Origin of the sequence: Pseudoalteromonas ulvae UL12 (assembly GCF_014925405.1) — a bacterium.
Classification (GTDB): Bacteria; Pseudomonadota; Gammaproteobacteria; order Enterobacterales; family Alteromonadaceae; genus Pseudoalteromonas; species Pseudoalteromonas ulvae.
The window spans coordinates 231,831-249,235 of sequence record NZ_AQHJ01000034.1 but is presented as its reverse complement, the minus strand read 5'-3'; the positions used below and the strand labels follow the sequence as shown (position 1 = coordinate 249,235).

20 protein-coding genes are annotated in these 17,405 nt (G+C 38.7%); 4 read left to right on the top strand and 16 right to left on the bottom strand.

Annotated elements, in window-relative coordinates:
- Nucleotides 1-292: 292 nt before the first annotated feature.
- The 4 genes from PULV_RS17820 (at nucleotide 293) to PULV_RS17810 (ending at nucleotide 2,150) form a co-directional block, all read left to right on the top strand.
- A complete protein-coding gene (locus PULV_RS17820) occupies nucleotides 293-670 on the top strand; it encodes a MerR family transcriptional regulator (RefSeq protein WP_193332408.1) in 378 nt (125 codons plus the stop codon).
- Between the two features lie 60 nt (nucleotides 671-730).
- On the top strand, nucleotides 731-1,120 hold the full coding sequence (gene merC / locus PULV_RS17815) for an organomercurial transporter MerC (protein WP_008109712.1): 390 nt from the start codon (nucleotides 731-733) through the stop codon (nucleotides 1,118-1,120).
- A complete protein-coding gene (locus PULV_RS22015) occupies nucleotides 1,108-1,332 on the top strand; it encodes a GDCCVxC domain-containing (seleno)protein (RefSeq protein ID WP_227009437.1) in 225 nt (74 codons plus the stop codon). The genes merC and PULV_RS22015 overlap by 13 nt, the downstream gene beginning before the upstream one ends.
- 65 nt (nucleotides 1,333-1,397) lie before the next feature.
- Nucleotides 1,398-2,150 (top strand): phosphoribosyltransferase family protein, encoded by a 753-nt coding sequence (locus PULV_RS17810; protein ID WP_138628172.1) that lies wholly within the window; start codon nucleotides 1,398-1,400, stop codon nucleotides 2,148-2,150.
- 233 nt (nucleotides 2,151-2,383) lie between these two features.
- On the opposite strand, the gene PULV_RS17805 is transcribed toward PULV_RS17810, so the two are convergent.
- From PULV_RS17805 to PULV_RS17730, 16 genes are all read right to left on the bottom strand, one after another.
- Nucleotides 2,384-4,126 carry a hypothetical protein gene (locus PULV_RS17805; RefSeq protein WP_193332407.1) on the bottom strand — a complete coding sequence of 581 codons (1,743 nt, stop codon included), beginning with the start codon at nucleotides 4,124-4,126 and terminating at the stop codon, nucleotides 2,384-2,386.
- A gap of 47 nt (nucleotides 4,127-4,173) precedes the next feature.
- Complete coding sequence (locus tag PULV_RS17800) at nucleotides 4,174-4,848, bottom strand: hypothetical protein (RefSeq protein WP_193332406.1); 675 nt, start codon at nucleotides 4,846-4,848, stop codon at nucleotides 4,174-4,176.
- 1 nt (nucleotide 4,849) lies between these two features.
- Nucleotides 4,850-5,512 (bottom strand): Cap15 family cyclic dinucleotide receptor domain-containing protein, encoded by a 663-nt coding sequence (locus PULV_RS17795; RefSeq protein ID WP_193332405.1) that lies wholly within the window; start codon nucleotides 5,510-5,512, stop codon nucleotides 4,850-4,852.
- Complete coding sequence (locus PULV_RS17790) at nucleotides 5,512-6,429, bottom strand: nucleotidyltransferase domain-containing protein (RefSeq protein ID WP_193332404.1); 918 nt, start codon at nucleotides 6,427-6,429, stop codon at nucleotides 5,512-5,514. The genes PULV_RS17795 and PULV_RS17790 overlap by 1 nt, the downstream gene beginning before the upstream one ends.
- Nucleotides 6,430-6,478: 49 nt before the next feature.
- The gene (locus PULV_RS17785; RefSeq protein ID WP_085282030.1) at nucleotides 6,479-6,724 is read right to left on the bottom strand and encodes a hypothetical protein; all 246 of its coding nucleotides are present in this window, start codon (nucleotides 6,722-6,724) and stop codon (nucleotides 6,479-6,481) included.
- A 76-nt stretch (nucleotides 6,725-6,800) separates the two neighbouring features.
- On the bottom strand, nucleotides 6,801-6,947 hold the full coding sequence (locus PULV_RS17780; RefSeq protein ID WP_175474806.1) for a hypothetical protein: 147 nt from the start codon (nucleotides 6,945-6,947) through the stop codon (nucleotides 6,801-6,803).
- 296 nt (nucleotides 6,948-7,243) lie between these two features.
- Nucleotides 7,244-7,810 carry a hypothetical protein gene (locus tag PULV_RS17775; RefSeq protein ID WP_085282028.1) on the bottom strand — a complete coding sequence of 189 codons (567 nt, stop codon included), beginning with the start codon at nucleotides 7,808-7,810 and terminating at the stop codon, nucleotides 7,244-7,246.
- 38 nt (nucleotides 7,811-7,848) lie between these two features.
- Nucleotides 7,849-8,778: a hypothetical protein gene (locus tag PULV_RS17770; protein ID WP_193332403.1), complete on the bottom strand. Its 930-nt coding sequence runs from the start codon at nucleotides 8,776-8,778 to the stop codon at nucleotides 7,849-7,851.
- Between the two features lie 20 nt (nucleotides 8,779-8,798).
- Entirely contained in the window at nucleotides 8,799-9,578 is a 780-nt protein-coding gene (gene qatD / locus PULV_RS17765) for a Qat anti-phage system TatD family nuclease QatD (protein WP_193332402.1), read from the bottom strand.
- Complete coding sequence (gene qatC, locus PULV_RS17760; protein WP_193332401.1) at nucleotides 9,575-10,909, bottom strand: Qat anti-phage system QueC-like protein QatC; 1,335 nt, start codon at nucleotides 10,907-10,909, stop codon at nucleotides 9,575-9,577. The genes qatD and qatC overlap by 4 nt, the downstream gene beginning before the upstream one ends.
- Complete coding sequence (locus tag PULV_RS17755; RefSeq protein WP_193332400.1) at nucleotides 10,902-11,789, bottom strand: hypothetical protein; 888 nt, start codon at nucleotides 11,787-11,789, stop codon at nucleotides 10,902-10,904. Before PULV_RS17755 ends, qatC begins: the two co-directional genes overlap by 8 nt.
- A 1-nt stretch (nucleotide 11,790) precedes the next feature.
- A complete protein-coding gene (locus tag PULV_RS17750; protein ID WP_193332399.1) occupies nucleotides 11,791-13,551 on the bottom strand; it encodes a KAP family P-loop NTPase fold protein in 1,761 nt (586 codons plus the stop codon).
- A gap of 18 nt (nucleotides 13,552-13,569) precedes the next feature.
- Entirely contained in the window at nucleotides 13,570-14,139 is a 570-nt protein-coding gene (locus PULV_RS17745; RefSeq protein WP_193332398.1) for a recombinase family protein, read from the bottom strand.
- Between the two features lie 132 nt (nucleotides 14,140-14,271).
- A complete protein-coding gene (locus PULV_RS17740; RefSeq protein ID WP_193332397.1) occupies nucleotides 14,272-14,625 on the bottom strand; it encodes a cupredoxin domain-containing protein in 354 nt (117 codons plus the stop codon).
- A 25-nt stretch (nucleotides 14,626-14,650) separates the two neighbouring features.
- Nucleotides 14,651-16,894, bottom strand: a complete 2,244-nt coding sequence (locus PULV_RS17735; RefSeq protein WP_227009436.1) for a heavy metal translocating P-type ATPase — start codon at nucleotides 16,892-16,894, stop codon at nucleotides 14,651-14,653.
- Nucleotides 16,887-17,315, bottom strand: a complete 429-nt coding sequence (locus tag PULV_RS17730) for a MerR family transcriptional regulator (RefSeq protein ID WP_193332395.1) — start codon at nucleotides 17,313-17,315, stop codon at nucleotides 16,887-16,889. Before PULV_RS17730 ends, PULV_RS17735 begins: the two co-directional genes overlap by 8 nt.
- Nucleotides 17,316-17,405: the final 90 nt, after the last annotated feature.

Genomic DNA, 17,405 nt, shown 5'->3' with positions numbered 1-17,405 from the left:
CGCTCAAACAAGCTTTAGCAAATATGAAGCTCGAAAACTTGTCTCCATCTCCTGAAGTTAGTGTACTTCTGCAACAAGCATTAGTGGATGAGAACATTGACACAGATGACATAAGAAGCCTATTACGTGCTGCTCACCTAACTGATGAAGAATGTTAGTACACTGAATATCAATCGACTCGGTGAGCAATTACAAAACCGTGACCAATAATAATTGAGAGAATTATTTCTTCAACATTAAGGGCAATTTTGAATATTGGTATAATGACACTTATTAATTGAAGAGCCTGTTTATGAAAACCATAGGTAAACTTGCTAAAGAGCTTAACATTAGCGTTGAAACAATCCGTTTTTATGAGCGTCAAGGTCTGATAGAGCAGCCTTTAAAACCAGAATCTGGTTACCGAATGTATGGCGATGCCCTTGTCAATCAACTCAAATTTATTCTGAAAGCTAAAGCATTAGGGTTTACGCTGAAAGAAATTGAATCACTGATGTCACTCAGCGGAAATTGCGCAGATATAGAGTCGATGGGGTTGCAAAAGCTGCAACTCATACGAGATAAGATCGATGATTTACAGCGATTAGAGAACGTGATTCAAGATATGACAGATTCTTGCAAGGCCAATCAAGACCCAAAAACCTGCCCCATTATAAATTCACTTAAATAGCTATTGACCCCGTACTTATGTACGGAGTTTATACTACCTTAAAAATTGAGGTAGATAGTTATGATCAATAAAATTCTAGATAAAGTAGGTTCTGGTGGCGTTTGGCTAGCCGCCCTTAGCTGCACAGCATGTTTTCCGGCACTCGGCTCATTGGCATCCGCTCTTGGGTTAGGTTTTCTTTCACATTTTGAAGGGATAGCGGTGAACACCTTATTGCCATTATTTGCTTCACTAGCGTTGTTAGTTAATTTCTATAATTGGTATCAACATCGAGATTCATTGAGAGGCGTTTTAAGTGTCATTGGCCCAATTGCAGTATTGCTGACCCTGTATCCTTTATGGCAATACGACTGGAGCACTTACTTATTTTACTTTGGGATCATTTGGATGGTCGTAATGTCTATTTTAGATATTGTTAAGCCCATTAAGGAACCAGTATGCAAGGTATAGAACTAGAATCTAAAATCACTTGCCCCGAATGTGGATTTAGCAAGGTGGAAACCATGCTAACAAACGCTTGTCAGTGGTATTACGAATGCGAAAGCTGTAAAGCACTGCTTAAACCGTTAAAAGGTGATTGTTGCGTTTATTGCTCTTACGGAACAGTTAAATGCCCTCCTATTCAAAAAGGGACGACCTGTTGTTCAAAAAACGAATTGTGAAGATTCCATATTAGCCAATAAATAGATAGACTGAGTACAATAATTACATCTATTTGAGGTGACAATTGGGGCTTATAGTACAAGGAAATGTCGTTAAAGTTGATCACGATAATAAAGAGTGGTTGAAAACCAGACCTCAAGGAAATCCAACCAAAGAAGAGATAGGCGGCCTAACAATTTATTCTTTGTTTAAGAGATTATTAGCTTCGGCTAAATCAAGAAGAAAGCACCGTAAGATCCCCGGTGATAACTGTCCAATAATCTACGCATTAAAAGGCAAAGATAACCTTACTACTGATATTACCAGCATTAAACTACTCAGAGAAAGCTATAGTGTTATTGTTAACAGTTTTCAAGCTGAAGAGCCTAATGGCTATGACCTGATTATCTCGATGCCCTCTTCACACAATATTAGCCGCCTTATTGGCAAGCGTTTAGCAAATATTTTTACTGCGCATCACTCATCCGACTTTTTACGTAAGTTGACTATTGAAGAAGCTCTTGCACTATTAGATAGAGCTGATATCAGCGTGGAAGAGCATAAAACATTATCACATAGGCTGAGAAAGCAATTGACCGAGAAAGGATTTCAAGGCGATTTTTCTTTAAAAGGAATTCCCGTTCCATACAGAAGTGAATTTCCTCCGTTATGCTTGAATAACACTACAGTGGTTAATAACGAGCCTCAACGAATTCTATTAGTAGATGATCTTCTTGCCACTGGTACTACATTGAAAACAGCACATGATCTGGTAAAATCCTGTTACCCGCACGCAGTAGTGCATGGTGCGAGTCTAATCAGCTCATCTGCTAAATGATCTTGACGAATACGTCAATTAACATCATAATTGTAAATATAGAGTGTGCTTGAGTCTCCCCGCTCTTAAAATCCAGACGAGACCCGCGTAGGCACCTTGCTGAAGGTCGGTTCGTAAAGGACGAGTATTTGGCAGGTTAGGCAGCGGCTAACCCTTCAACTCTTTGTTGTCGTATTAGTAACTTTAGGAGAGCTTTTTGCTCTCCTTTGTTCTTTCTGGGATTTGATATTTAATTAGACCCCGATTCCTTCTGCGCTGACTTTTATTCCATTTATTGTTACGCTTCTCGTTATATACCTTGCTCCGTCAAAATGCTTCAATTCAGTAAATCTAGTCTCTCGGAGATATACATCGATGACATTACGAGGGTTGGAAAGATCAACACTGTTTTGACCATTTGATTCAGTAAAAGAGCTTTCATAATAGCCATTTTGGTAAAACTCAATTGACCCCCAACACCCAGATAGTACCTTCTTAAAAGTATATAAATCGTAAAGGCAGATTCCGTTGTGGAGTGTAATGCAGTCAAGGGAACCAATATTATGAACGACAATTGGTTTTAGATTTAAAATTTCATCTTTAGTTAAGCCATTTTCAATTAGGTACTCCCTTGCTGAGCTGGAGTTATTGACGACTTCATCTAACCTTTCAAGTTGAAGTATTCCCGTATTAAGCTTTTTGTCTTCCTGCCCGATAAGCTTGAACCACGATTTCAAACCAGCTTCCGTATCTGTAGTAACATGTTTTAGCTGAACCGCGTATACGATATTGATTGATTTATCTCGAATGAAAAAATCAACATCTAGTCTTAAATCAGGGTAGTCAGACGAATCAAATTTATCAGGCTTTAGTTCAAATTCGAGAACATCAAGGTGATTACATTTTATCAAATCATCGAGTAAAAAACGGGTTTGCTCTTTTTCAAGTAATGAGTGCCAATCAGGTCCTTGCTTTTTCAAAGCAAAATATTCCATCTGTTGGATTAGGCCACGTACCAATTTCAGTGGCCCCAAAACTAGTCCTCCATTTCTAATATCAAAGAGCCTATCTTCTGGTTTGTTCTTTTTCTGAAATTCCTTGATCAGCTCATAAGTTCTCAATAGTCCTTTTCTCTCTGGGTATTGACGGATCATTCGTTTAACCTCGCCCTTACTTAAAGGTTTTTCAGATTTATCGATCTCCTTTCTTTGAACAACATTTACCAAGAAAATTACCAGATCTGCGATTTCATGAAATAGTTCCAACGTTCTACTGCCTAAGCCTAATCGCCAGTGCTGAGGAATAATTGAGAGTACTCTGGCATGTAGACCTTGAATTGAGTCTGTCATAGGCTCATCATTTTGGTAAGTCGCAACAGCGAAGCTTGCGATAGCATTTGTTGCTGCTTTTAGGGATAAAAACTCTAATGAATCGCCAAACCAAATTGGAGTGAAAAGTTCCGGCTCAATCTGTTTAAACAAAAATGAACCATCTTGTTGTACCTCCAACTTTAATGTTCCTGAGGTTAGCAAAGCAAAATGCTGCACAATCCAAGCAATATCTAAGATTTCTGATACTAATTCAGTATCTAACTCTCCATTATTCAATAAAATCTGTTGATCATTAATAAGTTCAGCAACATTCATATTAACGTTACATACGTGGTTATCAATACCAATTGAAGTTAGCGTTAAAGGTGTGTCATCTTGAAATTCCGATTGAACATTTACGTAATTCGTCGTTTGATCAGAAATAACATCCTTAATCCTTTTATACCCTTCTACATCTTTGGAAGAAAAATCCATATAATTAGCAAGCTTGAGTTGTGATTTGTTGAGCAAATCAATTAACTGTTCGGCTGGTTTGTGACCTTCGAACATCTTATTTAACCGAGGAATGTTTGCGGGATTGGCAAAATATTTATGAGGAAAACTCAACATAGAAAAAGCGGCTTTCATGGCTCGTTGATCTTGGGTGTTAATTAAAGGCACTGACATAACGACTATATGTATTCCTTACTGGTGTTAACAAATTCTATGTGGTTCTATTGCTGAACAGGTTTAGATTGAAGAGATTTAACAGCATTGTGATTAAATACAGATGATGTTACTCCGTCAAAATATGCACATTGGTGGCTGTTACACGCTATTGAATAGCCAGTATATTTTTCAACCACCCCTTTATTAACTTCGACTAATAGTTCATCAACCGCAACCTGATTATTCTTGATCTTTTCCATATATTGCTCGGCATTTTCTTTGCCTACATGTTCAGCCGCAATAAGCACCAGTATTACAGAAAGATAAAAAAACACTCCAGCACAAACATACCAAAACACTTTTGCTGAAAATTCTGCAAAGTCTTCTAATGCAGGATGTAGTTCAATTTTATTGGGTTCTTTATTGAATGCATTTCTTAGCTTTGAAAATGCTGGTTCGACAAAATTGGAGCGTTTCGCTATTTCGATAACCAAAATAGCTAAATATGCCGTAATCAGTACGCCAGAAGCGCATAATAAAACAAAGCTAATATTAGGAGCGGTTAAATTAGCAAAGGCAAAAAAGCCCTGATAAAAGATCCTATCAATTGACAATGGAAATTGCGTTTCTTCTATGCCAAACGTTTTGAGAAAACTTAAATGATACATCAACCCAAGCGCATATAATGCCGCTAAAATCAGGCTAATGATCACTGACGCATGATTTAAAAGTCCTTTCATGTTACCTCTGGTTTTCAGGCTCTGTTTTCGGATGTTCACGGTGATCATCAGGCAACTCTTCAAGTAAATCATCACTGTAAAAATCGAAGATCATCTCACCAGTAGTTTGTCGCTCAGTCCAATAGCGCCCTTTTAGCCTACGCTTAGGGTTTTCAATAATGGACAAGACACATGCGCCATCATGGGGGTTACTCCTATGCGACAAACTAGCTCGTGGTCTACTCGTATAGCTGTATGTAAGCTCTTTTTGCTGACGCTGTTCGTCAATTAAAAAACCTTCTACATAAGAGTCACTCTGCATTTCAGAAGTTCGAACAACATATGATGTTGAGAAAAATGTCTGTTTAACGGTGAGCATTGCAGGTATAGGAGCTATTTTATTACCTGTAGCTTCGTCTACCCAGCTAGAATATACATAACCAACCCACGTACCGTTTAGATCGGGAAATGGTACTAGCCACCCCCTAAATATTTTAAACTTCCACCCCCATTTGACAAAAATAGCTATAAGCAATAAATCAGCACTAACAACTTTAGGTACAAGGCTAAAAAAATCTTTAGCTAAAGATAGGTTCAGCCCACTAATCCAAGCAAAACCAAACCAGATAAGCGCTGATACTCCAATTAAAACGTAAATGGTGCTTTTGAGTACTATATTTTTCATTATTCGTACCCAACATAATTCCATGCCGCAACTAACAACTTACGGGCCTGCTGTTTTGTCCATTTTTGATTGGAACCAAATAAATATTTTAACTCACTAACTTCACCCCATTCATCAGACGATTCTTTTCCCAATTCTGCGTACAGATATACTATCGCGTTGCGTAAAACGTCATAAAAAGTAGTGTAATTGAAATATTCATTTGGCACGTTCCAGATCAAACACTCACATAAAAACCCCGGAATGCCTTTAGCATCCTCAATTCCATTTGCGGCCATTTCATTCGTTAATTTTTTAAAGACACGGACAGTTCGCTTATATTTTCTTGAAGTAAGTGTATTTTTACTAACACCGTTTTCGTAATGTTGTTCAGGCCAATTGATGATTTTTTTACCATCGTCAGAAAATTGTTGGACACCTGTAATATAGCTTCCATTAGTTTTAAATCGCCTGTGTTCCATAAATGGTGCAACATCTGCTTCAACTCTATAAGTGTTAGCTTTGATATCAAAGGCTTTGCTTCCCCGTGTTACCGCCGCCCTACCAAACTTGTCAACTAATGCCTTTTCTATGTCATCTTTGAAGTCATCAAAGCTATAAGATGCAGCAACATAGCCAAACGAATCTCTGTTATACCCTTTAGGGTAATGTCCAAAAAAGACATCCGAGCAAACAATCCCGACATCAACGTCAGAATCGGCCTGTACATTTACTTTATTTCGATAAGATCCCTGCAAAAAAACATTAATCGACTTGCTCTTAAGTTTTTCGGATGATTCTATTGCACTTTTAATCATACTAATGGCATTTTCGCAGCGCACTCGCTCTGTTTTTCCCGGACCTGTTGACCAGTCTTTAAACTTGTGTTCCCAATTTGATGTACCCAAGGCTTTAGCTGCGGAATTATTAAAAGACATATGTCCCCCTTCTGCGCTCGAAAGCGCAGGTAATAGTTGCAATTATTTACTATCTTGCTTTATTTGATTGAGATAGTACTGACGCAGCGAAAGACTTAGTCTCATCACTATATTTGCTACTTTTTAATACCTCAGAAGCTTTTGTTTCCATCTCACTACTAGTCTGGTTGCTTGAACTTGACTGGCTTAATACAGATGCTGCAAGCGACTTTTGCACTTGCGATGCAGATGGGTCGTTTAATGTGGACGCTGCTTTTGACGCTAACGCCTTTGAGGATTGCTTAGAATTAGTCATTTAAACTACTCCGTAAAAAATTAATAAGAATTTGGGCATCAAACATCAAGCAAAATGCCCTAGTTTTAGCTAGCTGTTATTCAGCAGGAACCAAAAGAGGCCAAGCCTTACAACCATATTTTCGAGCATCTAATAGTTGTTTTGACTTGGGATCTTTACGATATCTGCGAAAAATCAACTTCATGCCCTTAGGAACACGGATCTTCTTTTTCTTATCGGCCATCGCCAACTCCTTAAAGTTTTAAAGAGAGGCTAAAGGTTGAAATTAATTACGAAATAGACTAAATTTAGCCGCGCTTGGAACGTAAAAAATTCCTTAGATGTGCCTCTCAAGTATGGTTCATCTTTGCCTGATCTTGCTGGTAACTCGATCAGGCAGTCCTTTCCTTGATAAGCTTTTTTGACTTTCATAAACCTAATGATTCAATCTAATGTACAACAAAGCTAGACCATCAAAATAAATTTTGATGGTCTAATTATACATATTCGAACAAAAGGATCAAAGTTTTTTTTGATGGTCTATTTAATTGCGTAATATTTGAATTCAACACCGCCAGTTTCTGACTTATCTTCTACACGAAGTAAGAAGCCATCTTCATATAGCGATTTTAGTTTTGTACTAGCGTTATTCACTTTAAAACCAAGGTATTCAGCAACATCACTTGCACTTGAAATACCATTCTTATAAACGAAATCAAATATAGGTTTATTAGTTTTTGAAGGACTGCCGACTTTGTCCATTTTGATATGATCATAATGATCGCCATTATAAAAAGGCATCGGCTGATTTAAACTCAAGACGGGAGCAAGAATGTTAAGTCTTAACATTTCTTTTTCTGCATCTATAAGACAAATTCCTTTTTCTTTTCTGTAATGCTTTGCCAAACGAACAAGACCTTCTCTAGCAAAAGATGCGTCAAATACAACATCTTTAATAGAGATATAGAAAATTCTATATTCTGGTTTTTTGTCGATAAAAAAAACAAGCTCGTTAAAAACTTGCTTGCCTTCATCGTCCCCGATCCCTGTCAAAGAATTCTTTTCAAAAATTCTTACGAGACTTATAACATTTTCATTCTGTTTCATATTTTATATTGAAGCAGATAACTCTACATTTTGTCAAACTATTTGTTAAATGGTACAGCAAAAGAAATGAATGTGCCTGTGAGTTCTAGTAACTGCTCACTAATCATTAGGGAATCGATTAAATTAGGTTTGTCTGCGACTTTGAAAAAGTGGTAGTAGGTTTCAGATAGTCTAATGTGCATATCAGAATTCGTTAATTTTGCATGATGAAAACAAGTACAAAGGCCATTACCACCTTGATCGCCTTCTTTACTTGAAATACCTTTAGTCAACATTTCCAATATAAGTTCAACATCAGAGTACCCTGTATAGGCAGCATTATGGCTTGCTAAGCTAGGCTTAAGTGACTCAAGTAATCCGATCCCACTGTCACAAACCACAATTTCAGCTCTATTTTTATATATTTGTAATGCTGCCAATCCATTTAATTCCGTCTGGCTATGTTCGCAAACGTTTCTAGTTAGTTCACTAAATAGAGAAAAAAACTGAATATAGAGTTCGCTACGCTGTTCTTCAGTAATATTGGGGATCTTATCAGTAATTTTTGCTGCCAGCTTTTTAGGTAACGATTTATCGTGTACAGAACCAGATATTTTATTAATAGAAATATATGAGTTGCCAGATTTTTTGATCCTACTGACTTTATTGATTCCATTTGGAGATTTAAGTTTTACGCCATCAGAAAGGCATTCAAAAAAACCCATCGTCTCACAGTAGCCAAGTAATTTATTAGTTTTTCCAGAAAAATCTAATGTTACTTTCACGCCTTTATGATCAAGCTGGTTGGCTACATTAATCAAGCGTATTAAGGTGTTTATTGGTGCATTTGCTCTGGCTTGAATAACTATAGTTAGAGCTTTTTTATTGGTGAAAATCTTGTCTTTAACTTCAACTAGGAGCTTCTCAAGATCGTAACCAGAAACCCAACCAGATTTTTTTTCCGTTTTAAATTGAATTGTTGCAGCCATTTATTTTAATTCTTATTCCTTTATTTATTGTAAATGGGGCGAATATCCATATTTTCAATGTGGTCACACTGTTTTTTTGTAACTAGGCATTTTAAATTATTAGATAAAGTTTCTATCACCAGCGCTTCATTAACTTCCCACTCAATAGCTAAGTAATCAATCACTAAGTTTACATTTGATGGAAATAATACATTGCCATTGAATCTTGCAAATGGGCCGTCAGTTTCCAATAGGACCTTATCCTGCGGTAGCCATGAAATTACTTTTTTAGCTCTGGAAGAGTTAATCATACTAGGACCAATGGAGAAGTAACACCCTAGCTCAACGGCTTCAAGAACTTGTTTCTTTGTACCTAAAAACCAGTGGAGGATTGAAGTACCAGCTTTTGGGTGCAATCCTAGTTGTTTGAGTACTTCCCCTGTAGCGTTTAGACTATGAATAGTAAGTATCTTGTCCTCGAACATTTCACACTTTTTTAGAATATGTGTAAAAACCTCTAATTGATCATCAAAATGATCTTTAAAGCCCTTCGAACCGTCGAGACCAATTTCACCTATGTATCTAGTTCTTCCTACTAACTGGTCAAACAACGTAAGTTCATTTTTTCTTAAATGCGCTAATTGTGGGTGTAGACCTAGCGCAGTTTTGCATTTGTTTATACCTTTGGTTAGATTCACAGTGCCTTCAAAAGCAGAAGGCACTGTTGTTACGGATAATACGTAGTATCCACTTTGCTGTATGTCATTTAAAACCAGCTCGTGATCGGGATATAAATCAACATGACAATGAAGATCCATCATGATTTAAATTCATCTTTAATAAACGCTTCAACTTCAGCTAGACCACGTTTAATCGTTGACTCCAGCTTTTCACGCTTGTCCAATTCTTGAGGTATCGGCCCCGACATTCGTAGCCAAGAACGATAATTATCAGTCTGTTTCAACCTAATAATGGCTGTTTGAACCGCTTGTAGATCATCTCGCGTATCTTTTTCTTTGATAAGCCCTCTCAACCGCTTTGTCTTGTATGGCGCATCTTCCTTAAATCCTGCATGAAAAACTGACGCTCTTCGAATTAGACAAGGCACACAATGCCCACACTGTTTATGTTCTCTGTGCCAATGACTGCATGATACGCTCAAGGGAACTGCTTTTTTAATTGCATCTTGATCAACGCATTCAGCTAACATTTCACCTTTGGTTTTAAATTGATAAGGGTTTACAAATTTTACATGGAACCCAGTATCTCTAAGCAAAGATTCAAGCCTGTTCAGAAAGTTTGGGTGAGTAGTTCTAGTACTATGGCTACCAATCCGTCTTCTGGTTAGCGGTGGATTTATTGAAATATAGCCATTCTCAGGGACGACAATAGTCTCAATACTGCTATCGCAATTAGCATTTCTTAAGGCTGATATACCAAGTACCGCCATAGCTAGGAAGTTGAAGCTTCTTCCCCTCATGCTAATGTCAGTTTTACCTTCTAAATGCTTTATTATATGAGGAGACATTGAATAGGCCAATTCGCCGAATGGCGGGGATAATAATTGCTTAATATCTTCCTGTTTAGCGCCATCACCACGATAAGCGTGACTAACCAAAAGCGGTTTTAAGTCTGACTTTCCGTTTAAAATGTCAATTGCACCAACTGCGCTATCAAGGCCACCAGAAAAAAGGCAGACTGAATTAAGTCCTATTAGTGATTTTGCTTTTGCTTTCGCTTGCTCACTTTTTTTAGGAGCAGGCATCGGCATAGTTGTTTTTTCAAACGTAAATTGCCATTGATCGCCTGTAAGAAAGTTAAGCAATGAGCTAAGTTCAGGTTCAACAGTATTCCACATATCCTCATCTGTAACAGGAACATGCAAATGCATTTTTCTAGCCCATGCATTTTCTGCATTATCCCTCAATTCAAATGTATCAGCGGCAGTAACGGCGGTTGCAATTGTTATGAGATCTATTGCATCAGCATCTACATGCAATCCTAAATCACGAACTGTTTGTAGTAGTTGTTTTGACACTAAGCTGTGCTTAGTGATGTCATTTTGATGCGTGTGAAACATTTGGACAGGATGACAATCATCAGAAAAGTCAGGCAAGTTATCAGGGTCATGGTTAAAATAAAAATTAGTCATCAAAGCTCTCCCATTCATCCACTGTCATTGCAATTGCATCAGCTTGAATTTTAGTAATATTTTCCTTGCTAATAGTACTAGGGTTGCCATTAGTTACTTTGTCTAACTGCTCTTGTGTGATCACTTTTATTAATTCCCTTAATTCAACTTCCATTTGATGATGCTTGCTTGCAGGCTCAACATGAAACCAAGCTCTGCCCATGCCTTCAACCACATCCTGAAAAATAAGATCTGTTAAATAACAGCCTATGGCTTCTTGAATAACTTCGTCAGTAAAACTGTTTGGGTCAAATTCTTCTGTATCGGGGAGTGCTTCTTCTAGTGCGTAATCCAACGCAACTCTGACAGCATCCGAATCGGCATTATCAGGCGCTAAATGGCTAGCAATTTTGTCAATTGCTTGGTCTGTCGATAGCCCTGTTAGATCACCTAATGATAAGCTTTGATTATTAACCGTTACGGTGTCGCCACGCATGACACCAAGCAATCCAGAACCAGCCGTTATACCGCTTGCTAGTCTCCGGCTTGTGCTTTTACCTCCGCCAGAGCCTTTTCTAGAGTAACTTTTTAATGAACGCCTTAGATCTGAGGTTGAGCCACCTGTTTGTGCATATTTACCAAATGCTCTTCTGGCACTGGCAAACCTATTTGGAGGCGGTGTTGCTGTTGGCGAACCACCGATTTCTTGTTGAACCTTGTCATTGTCAATATCATTGCTATTGTCATTCTGATCATCAGCTTGATTATTATCAGAGCCAGTTTGATCATCCCCATCAGTACCTGATGCAGGTTCTATCGTGACGGGATCTCCTTGCTCTGCCCAAGATGGAATAAGTGGACTCTTGTTATTCGGTCCTGTTGACGATGCGGACGTACCCATATTACTTAGTTCCCTCTAGTTCTTTTAAAATTGGATTAAGCCATCTTTGGCGGGGCAAGCTTTTTAAAAATGTAAGAAGACTTAAGCTACATTTATCATCCTGCTTGGCAAGTAACACAGCCCCATAAATGCCTGTTGGTCTTTCGGTCCAATCACCAATCAACTTAAAGTTTTCAATCAAACCATCCATGACTGACATGTATTCTTCCTTCGGAGTTGTGGTAATCGCAGTAGAGTTAACGCCACTGACCCTTACCTTTTGCTTCATTAATTCTTCTACGAGTTTTTGAGCTGCTCCAGACATTACCGAATTAACAGCACCCATTGGAATGCTTTCTCTGCTCAGATATGCCGCTGGTGTCAAATCCATTTCAGTGAACATGGGAGGTAATTTCGACCATTTATCAATAAAAGCTAGGTCGAGTTTCCACTCTTCAGGTAACTTAATTTCGTCAAATTCGACTTCTGAATTTTCAAGATCCGCTAATACTTTTGGATATCCGTTTTCCTTATCAATTAATTCATAAAGCTTGTTGGTAGCCTGAGTGCCTAAGCACCTCTCAAAAATTACCAGCTTAGTGATAGTTTTTTCATCAAGCTGCATTCCTCTGCGATGAGCGGTTTTCTTTCTCATCTTAACCTGATTGAGTAATCGCTTAACTATGCGAGGGTTGCCGTTAATGTTTGTGGATTCAGCTAATAGTGGAGCTAACTGTTCAGCAACCACAAATTTACTTCTGAGTTCGGAATGCTTTTCAATCTCGTGATCTTGAAGTAGCTCATCAACGGTAATTTGTGGTTGTTTCCACGACAGCCTTAATGACTCTTCAAGGGCACATCTTATCGTTTCTAATTGCGCATCGGTAACGCCGTGGTCTTGAGCAGTAAGCATCATTAAATATGCCCTAATCTCAAGGACACCGGGTCTTGGTACATGCACAGGAATTTGAATAAGCTTGTCTAAATAATCAGTTTGATGTCGTTGAGATGCACCTTTGTGATACTCAGGCACTGCCAAGCGGATCATGTCCTCATCAGCGGCAATAACAAATGCAGTATTGGGTAAAAATAGAAATAACCTGATCGCCTCAAGGGTCGATATAGCATTAAACGGAGAGCAGCGATCTAAATTATCGACATAGACAATAAGTGGCTTATCAAACTCTTTTAACAGATCAGAATATGCTTTTCGGAATTCTTTAATTTCTTTAGGAGGTGAGAATGATTTCTTATCTTTAATTAAACCTTTGTTTTTCTTCGCGACATCCATAGCGCCATCTACAGCACCTTTTACATCACCAACATCGAGTTCACCATCGTCACCACCACTGAATAGTCCCATGATCTTCTGTATACCACCCATAGTTGGTATACCAGCTAATGCTGCACCTCCATCCATTAGCAGCCCCATCAACCTGATCTTATCTATTCGTCCAGCAAACTCTTTTGCTTTTGCACTGAGATTTTTATCGTCTGCTGCTTTTTTAACTAAAGTAGATGCAATTGTTTCTAGTAACGCCGCTTTAGCGTCATCGTACCCTTGGAAAGTCCATGCATCGAAATGTACTTGGATATATTCTTGTTCATCGCTTTCCAGAGAAGCCTTAGTAAGTTCAAGAATCGTCGATTTTCCAGCGCCCCAATCACCAAAAACGCCTATACTAATAGGCATTAACTCCTTTTCTGTTATAAGATCTTTTATTGATTCAGCCGTTTCATTAAAATTTAAGAAATCAATTTTTGATTCTTTATCAGACCACATAACGTCTCCTTTTATTTATTATTTCTTTTGTTCCATTCTTTCAATAGTTCGGTGAACCGTGGGGCGGCTAACAGAATATTTCTTCGCTAATGCAGAGATCGATTCACCATTTAATTTATCTTTATATAATTCTTTCGCTTGTTTGTCTGATAAAGCAGGCAATCTGCCCATGTGTTTGCCTTTAGCTTTAGCCTCTTCACGACCTTCTGCGGTTCTGGCTTTTATAAGATCCCGCTCAAGTTGAGCGAATACTCCACATAGGTTAATCATGGCGGTGGCAAACGGATTATCATTTTTGGTATTGAGAGAACCGTCAATAATATTTAAACAAGCACCTTTTTTGTGGATACTTTCAATAGCCTCAAGAATAGACTTTAATGATCGGCCCAGCCGATCAAGGCGGGTAACAATAACTTCATCACCTTCCCTGATAAAATCGATGAGTTCCTTTAGCTTTTCTTCATTTCTAACTGAAGCACCAGACTGTTTGCCTTGAAATATTTTTTCACAGCCATGAGCGTCCAACTTGGACAGTTGAACATTCAAATCTTGTTCTCTAGTTGAGACTCTTGCAAAACCAACTTTCATATGTACGAAACCTGTAACTTTCGTACACCTTACCAATTAAATGAACGAAAGTCTACAATTGAAATTTCGTTCATGAACGAAATAAACCTGCGACTTTCGTTCACTCAGATGTATAAAAAGATCTATTCAAAACTAAATTACTTTTAAGACACCACGATACATTTGCATCTGACAATGAAACTCATGCTCTCCCGGTGACAAGTTCAATATGGTAATTTGAGTAATTTCATTCAACTTAAGCTGTTCGCTTATATCCAATGAAGGAATAAGCATTGTTTCAGCGCAGGGGGATTGATCTTTGCGCATAAACTTCAAGGTGACAGGTTGGCTAGCAGACACTTGAATTGAGGATGGTGAATACACGCCATCCCTCACTTCAATGAGTATTTCATTATCTTGAACAATTGTTTTATTGGGTTTGTGTAGCCAAAACCACCAAACAATCAGCACGATTAACATTAAGCCTAATAAGTTAATTATCATCATTGTGATTCTCCTTAATGCTTACTCTTTATGAGCTTTGGGCTTTAAAAAATCGAAGTCGATTTGCATTTGACACTACGGTCAATGACGAAAATGCCATTGCAGCTCCAGCTATTACAGGACTAAGCAAAATGCCAAAGAAGGGGTATAGAATCCCCGCAGCAAAGGGAATCCCAGCTACGTTATAGACAAACGCGCCAAATAAGTTTTGTTTGATATTTCGTAAAGTGGCTTTGCTTACAGCTATGGCATCAGCAAGGCCATGAAGTGAGCCACGCATCAGGGTAATATCAGCACTTTCGATTGCTACATCAGTCCCTGTGCCTATGGCGAAACCAACATCGGCTAACGCAAGTGCAGGGGCATCGTTAATGCCATCACCTGTCATACCAACAGTTTCGCCGCTGTCTTGTAGCTCTTTAACTTTGTTGGCTTTGTCTTCTGGCAGCACTTCAGCAAGAAACTCACTAATACCCGCTTTTTTGGCAACAGCGGCGGCTGTTTCCTTATTATCGCCCGTTAACATAATGACGCGAATCCCATTGGTCTGAAGCCGTTTAATCGCTGAAATTGAGTCTGACTTAATAGGATCTGCAACAGCAAAAATTGCTGCCAGCTTGCCATTAACAGCAAAATACATTGGTGTTTTAGCTTCTTTTGCTAAAGACTGGGCTTTTCCAACGAAACCTGTAAGGTCAATGCCTTTAATTTTCATTAGTTTATCGTTACCAAAAAGTAAGGTTTTGTTGTTGCAGCTTGCTTCTACACCAAAACCCGTAATGGCGTTAAACGATTCTATTTTTAGTAACTCAATATCCTGATCTAACGCACTTTCAACAATCGCTTGTGCCAAAGGGTGCTCGGAGCCACTTTCTAAACTTGCCGCAAGCTGTAACACTTCTTTCTCGTCAGTCGCTTTTGCTAAAACAATATCGGTTACCTTAGGTGCCCCTTCAGTAATAGTGCCCGTTTTATCTAAAATCATGGCAGTGATTTTAGAGGCGGTTTGCAGTGCTTCACCGTTGCGAATAAGCACTCCGGCTTCTGCTGCTTTTCCTACTCCGACCATGACAGACATGGGTGTTGCCAAGCCTAAAGCACACGGGCAGGCAATAATAAGCACAGTAGTTGCTGAAACGATGGCAAAAGCAATTGCAGGCTCAGGTCCAAAGTTAAGCCATGCTAGAGCGCTTAATATAGATATGATCATGACAACAGGAACAAAATAAGCGGAAATCACATCGGCCAAGCGGCCAATAGGTGGCTTAGAGTTTTGCGCTCGTTTCACCATATTGATGATTTGCGCAAGCGCCGTGTCTTTGCCTACGCGTGTCGCTCTGAACAAAATCATGCCTGACTTGTTTAACGTTCCTGCAACAACTTCATCTTCTTTGGCTTTTTCAACAGGCATGGGTTCGCCCGTAAGCATTGATTCGTCAATAGATGTGTGGCCTTCTAATACTATGCCATCTACAGGAATTTTTTCCCCCGGTTTTACTTTCACCACATCATTAAGTAAAACCTGCTCGATACCTATCTGAACCTCTTTCTTATCACGAACTACTGTTGCTGTTTTGGTCTGTAACCCAATAAGACGTTTGATAGCTTCAGAGGTTTTTCCTCTGGCTTTTAGTTCTAGTGCCAAACCTAAATTAATCAATCCAATGATCATGGCTGTAGCTTCAAAATAAACATGTCTCGCCATCAATGGCACTGCGTCTGGAACCAATACAACAGCTATTGAGTATATCCATGCTGTGCCTGTTCCTAAAGCAATTAGGGTGTCCATATTCGCAGAGTGATTATTAAAGCTTTTCCATGCTCCTACATAGAAATGCTTACCTGAAAAATACATAACACCAAAAGTTAAAATGCCTACAACTAGCCAAGACAAGCGTTCAAGGTTTGTTTCAACCGTCATTTCTCCAACAACAATGCTGTAGATCATTAGAGGAACGCCGAGTGAAAGAGCGATAAAAGTATCTCGTATTAGCTTTTTGTAATACTTCCAGTCTGCTGCCTCTTTCTCGTCAAGCGTATCAATTGCTGAACTATCATCGATTGGTTTAGCGTTATAACCTATAGATTCAACAGCTTTAATCAGCTCTTCCGTTTTCACGGTTCCTGTGACTTGAACAGTCCTATCAGCAAAATTCATTTCAGCACTAACTACACCATTGGTTCCTTTCAGCGCCCCCTCAATTTTACCGACGCAACTTGCACAGCCTGCACCTTCTATAATGAGCTGATGATCAGGTTTAATATTACTCATGAGAGCCGCCATTGTTTTCTGTAGGTTCAAAGCTGTCTATGAGGTGACATACCATAGTGGAGGTTGGCGCTTTATCTTCCTTGATTTCCCATTGCGCTAGCGCATCTTTCATGTTTTTACGCAAAGCTAACATTGCCTGAAATTGTTTTTCAGTCTCAGCTAGCCTTTCCTTAATTAGAGACCTAACTAGAGGGCATGCAGCTTTTCCGAGACTCGCCTCATCAACAATGTGTTGTATATCTGATACTGAAAACCCCAGTTGTCTTGCACTTAAAATAAACTTCAGTCTAGAGATTTCTGTTGGGGGGTAGTACTTATATCCGTTTTCAGACTTAGTTGGATTGAGTAACTTTAATCGAGTGTAGTACCTGACAGTATCGGGTGTTGTACCAAACTCTTTGGCTAATTCAGTAACTTTCATAAGCTATCCTGACTTAATAAATGGGTTAACTGAGTTAAGTTTAGACCTGTGTGTTAGACACAGGTCAAGCCTGATATAATAATTTTTGAG

Excerpts from the sequence above, each read along its gene's own strand:
- PULV_RS17820 (WP_193332408.1), top strand. The coding sequence starts at position 293 with ATGAAAACCATAGGTAAACTTGCTAAAGAGCTTAACATTAGCGTTGAA.
- merC (WP_008109712.1), top strand. The coding sequence starts at position 731 with ATGATCAATAAAATTCTAGATAAAGTAGGTTCTGGTGGCGTTTGGCTA.
- PULV_RS22015 (WP_227009437.1), top strand. The coding sequence starts at position 1,108 with ATGCAAGGTATAGAACTAGAATCTAAAATCACTTGCCCCGAATGTGGA.
- PULV_RS17805 (WP_193332407.1), bottom strand. The coding sequence starts at position 4,126 with ATGTCAGTGCCTTTAATTAACACCCAAGATCAACGAGCCATGAAAGCC.
- PULV_RS17800 (WP_193332406.1), bottom strand. The coding sequence starts at position 4,848 with ATGAAAGGACTTTTAAATCATGCGTCAGTGATCATTAGCCTGATTTTA.
- PULV_RS17795 (WP_193332405.1), bottom strand. The coding sequence starts at position 5,512 with ATGAAAAATATAGTACTCAAAAGCACCATTTACGTTTTAATTGGAGTA.
- PULV_RS17790 (WP_193332404.1), bottom strand. The coding sequence starts at position 6,429 with ATGTCTTTTAATAATTCCGCAGCTAAAGCCTTGGGTACATCAAATTGG.
- PULV_RS17785 (WP_085282030.1), bottom strand. The coding sequence starts at position 6,724 with ATGACTAATTCTAAGCAATCCTCAAAGGCGTTAGCGTCAAAAGCAGCG.
- PULV_RS17780 (WP_175474806.1), bottom strand. The coding sequence starts at position 6,947 with ATGGCCGATAAGAAAAAGAAGATCCGTGTTCCTAAGGGCATGAAGTTG.
- PULV_RS17775 (WP_085282028.1), bottom strand. The coding sequence starts at position 7,810 with ATGAAACAGAATGAAAATGTTATAAGTCTCGTAAGAATTTTTGAAAAG.
- PULV_RS17770 (WP_193332403.1), bottom strand. The coding sequence starts at position 8,778 with ATGGCTGCAACAATTCAATTTAAAACGGAAAAAAAATCTGGTTGGGTT.
- qatD (WP_193332402.1), bottom strand. The coding sequence starts at position 9,578 with ATGATGGATCTTCATTGTCATGTTGATTTATATCCCGATCACGAGCTG.
- qatC (WP_193332401.1), bottom strand. The coding sequence starts at position 10,909 with ATGACTAATTTTTATTTTAACCATGACCCTGATAACTTGCCTGACTTT.
- PULV_RS17755 (WP_193332400.1), bottom strand. The coding sequence starts at position 11,789 with ATGGGTACGTCCGCATCGTCAACAGGACCGAATAACAAGAGTCCACTT.
- PULV_RS17750 (WP_193332399.1), bottom strand. The coding sequence starts at position 13,551 with ATGTGGTCTGATAAAGAATCAAAAATTGATTTCTTAAATTTTAATGAA.
- PULV_RS17745 (WP_193332398.1), bottom strand. The coding sequence starts at position 14,139 with ATGAAAGTTGGTTTTGCAAGAGTCTCAACTAGAGAACAAGATTTGAAT.
- PULV_RS17740 (WP_193332397.1), bottom strand. The coding sequence starts at position 14,625 with ATGATGATAATTAACTTATTAGGCTTAATGTTAATCGTGCTGATTGTT.
- PULV_RS17735 (WP_227009436.1), bottom strand. The coding sequence starts at position 16,894 with ATGAGTAATATTAAACCTGATCATCAGCTCATTATAGAAGGTGCAGGC.
- PULV_RS17730 (WP_193332395.1), bottom strand. The coding sequence starts at position 17,315 with ATGAAAGTTACTGAATTAGCCAAAGAGTTTGGTACAACACCCGATACT.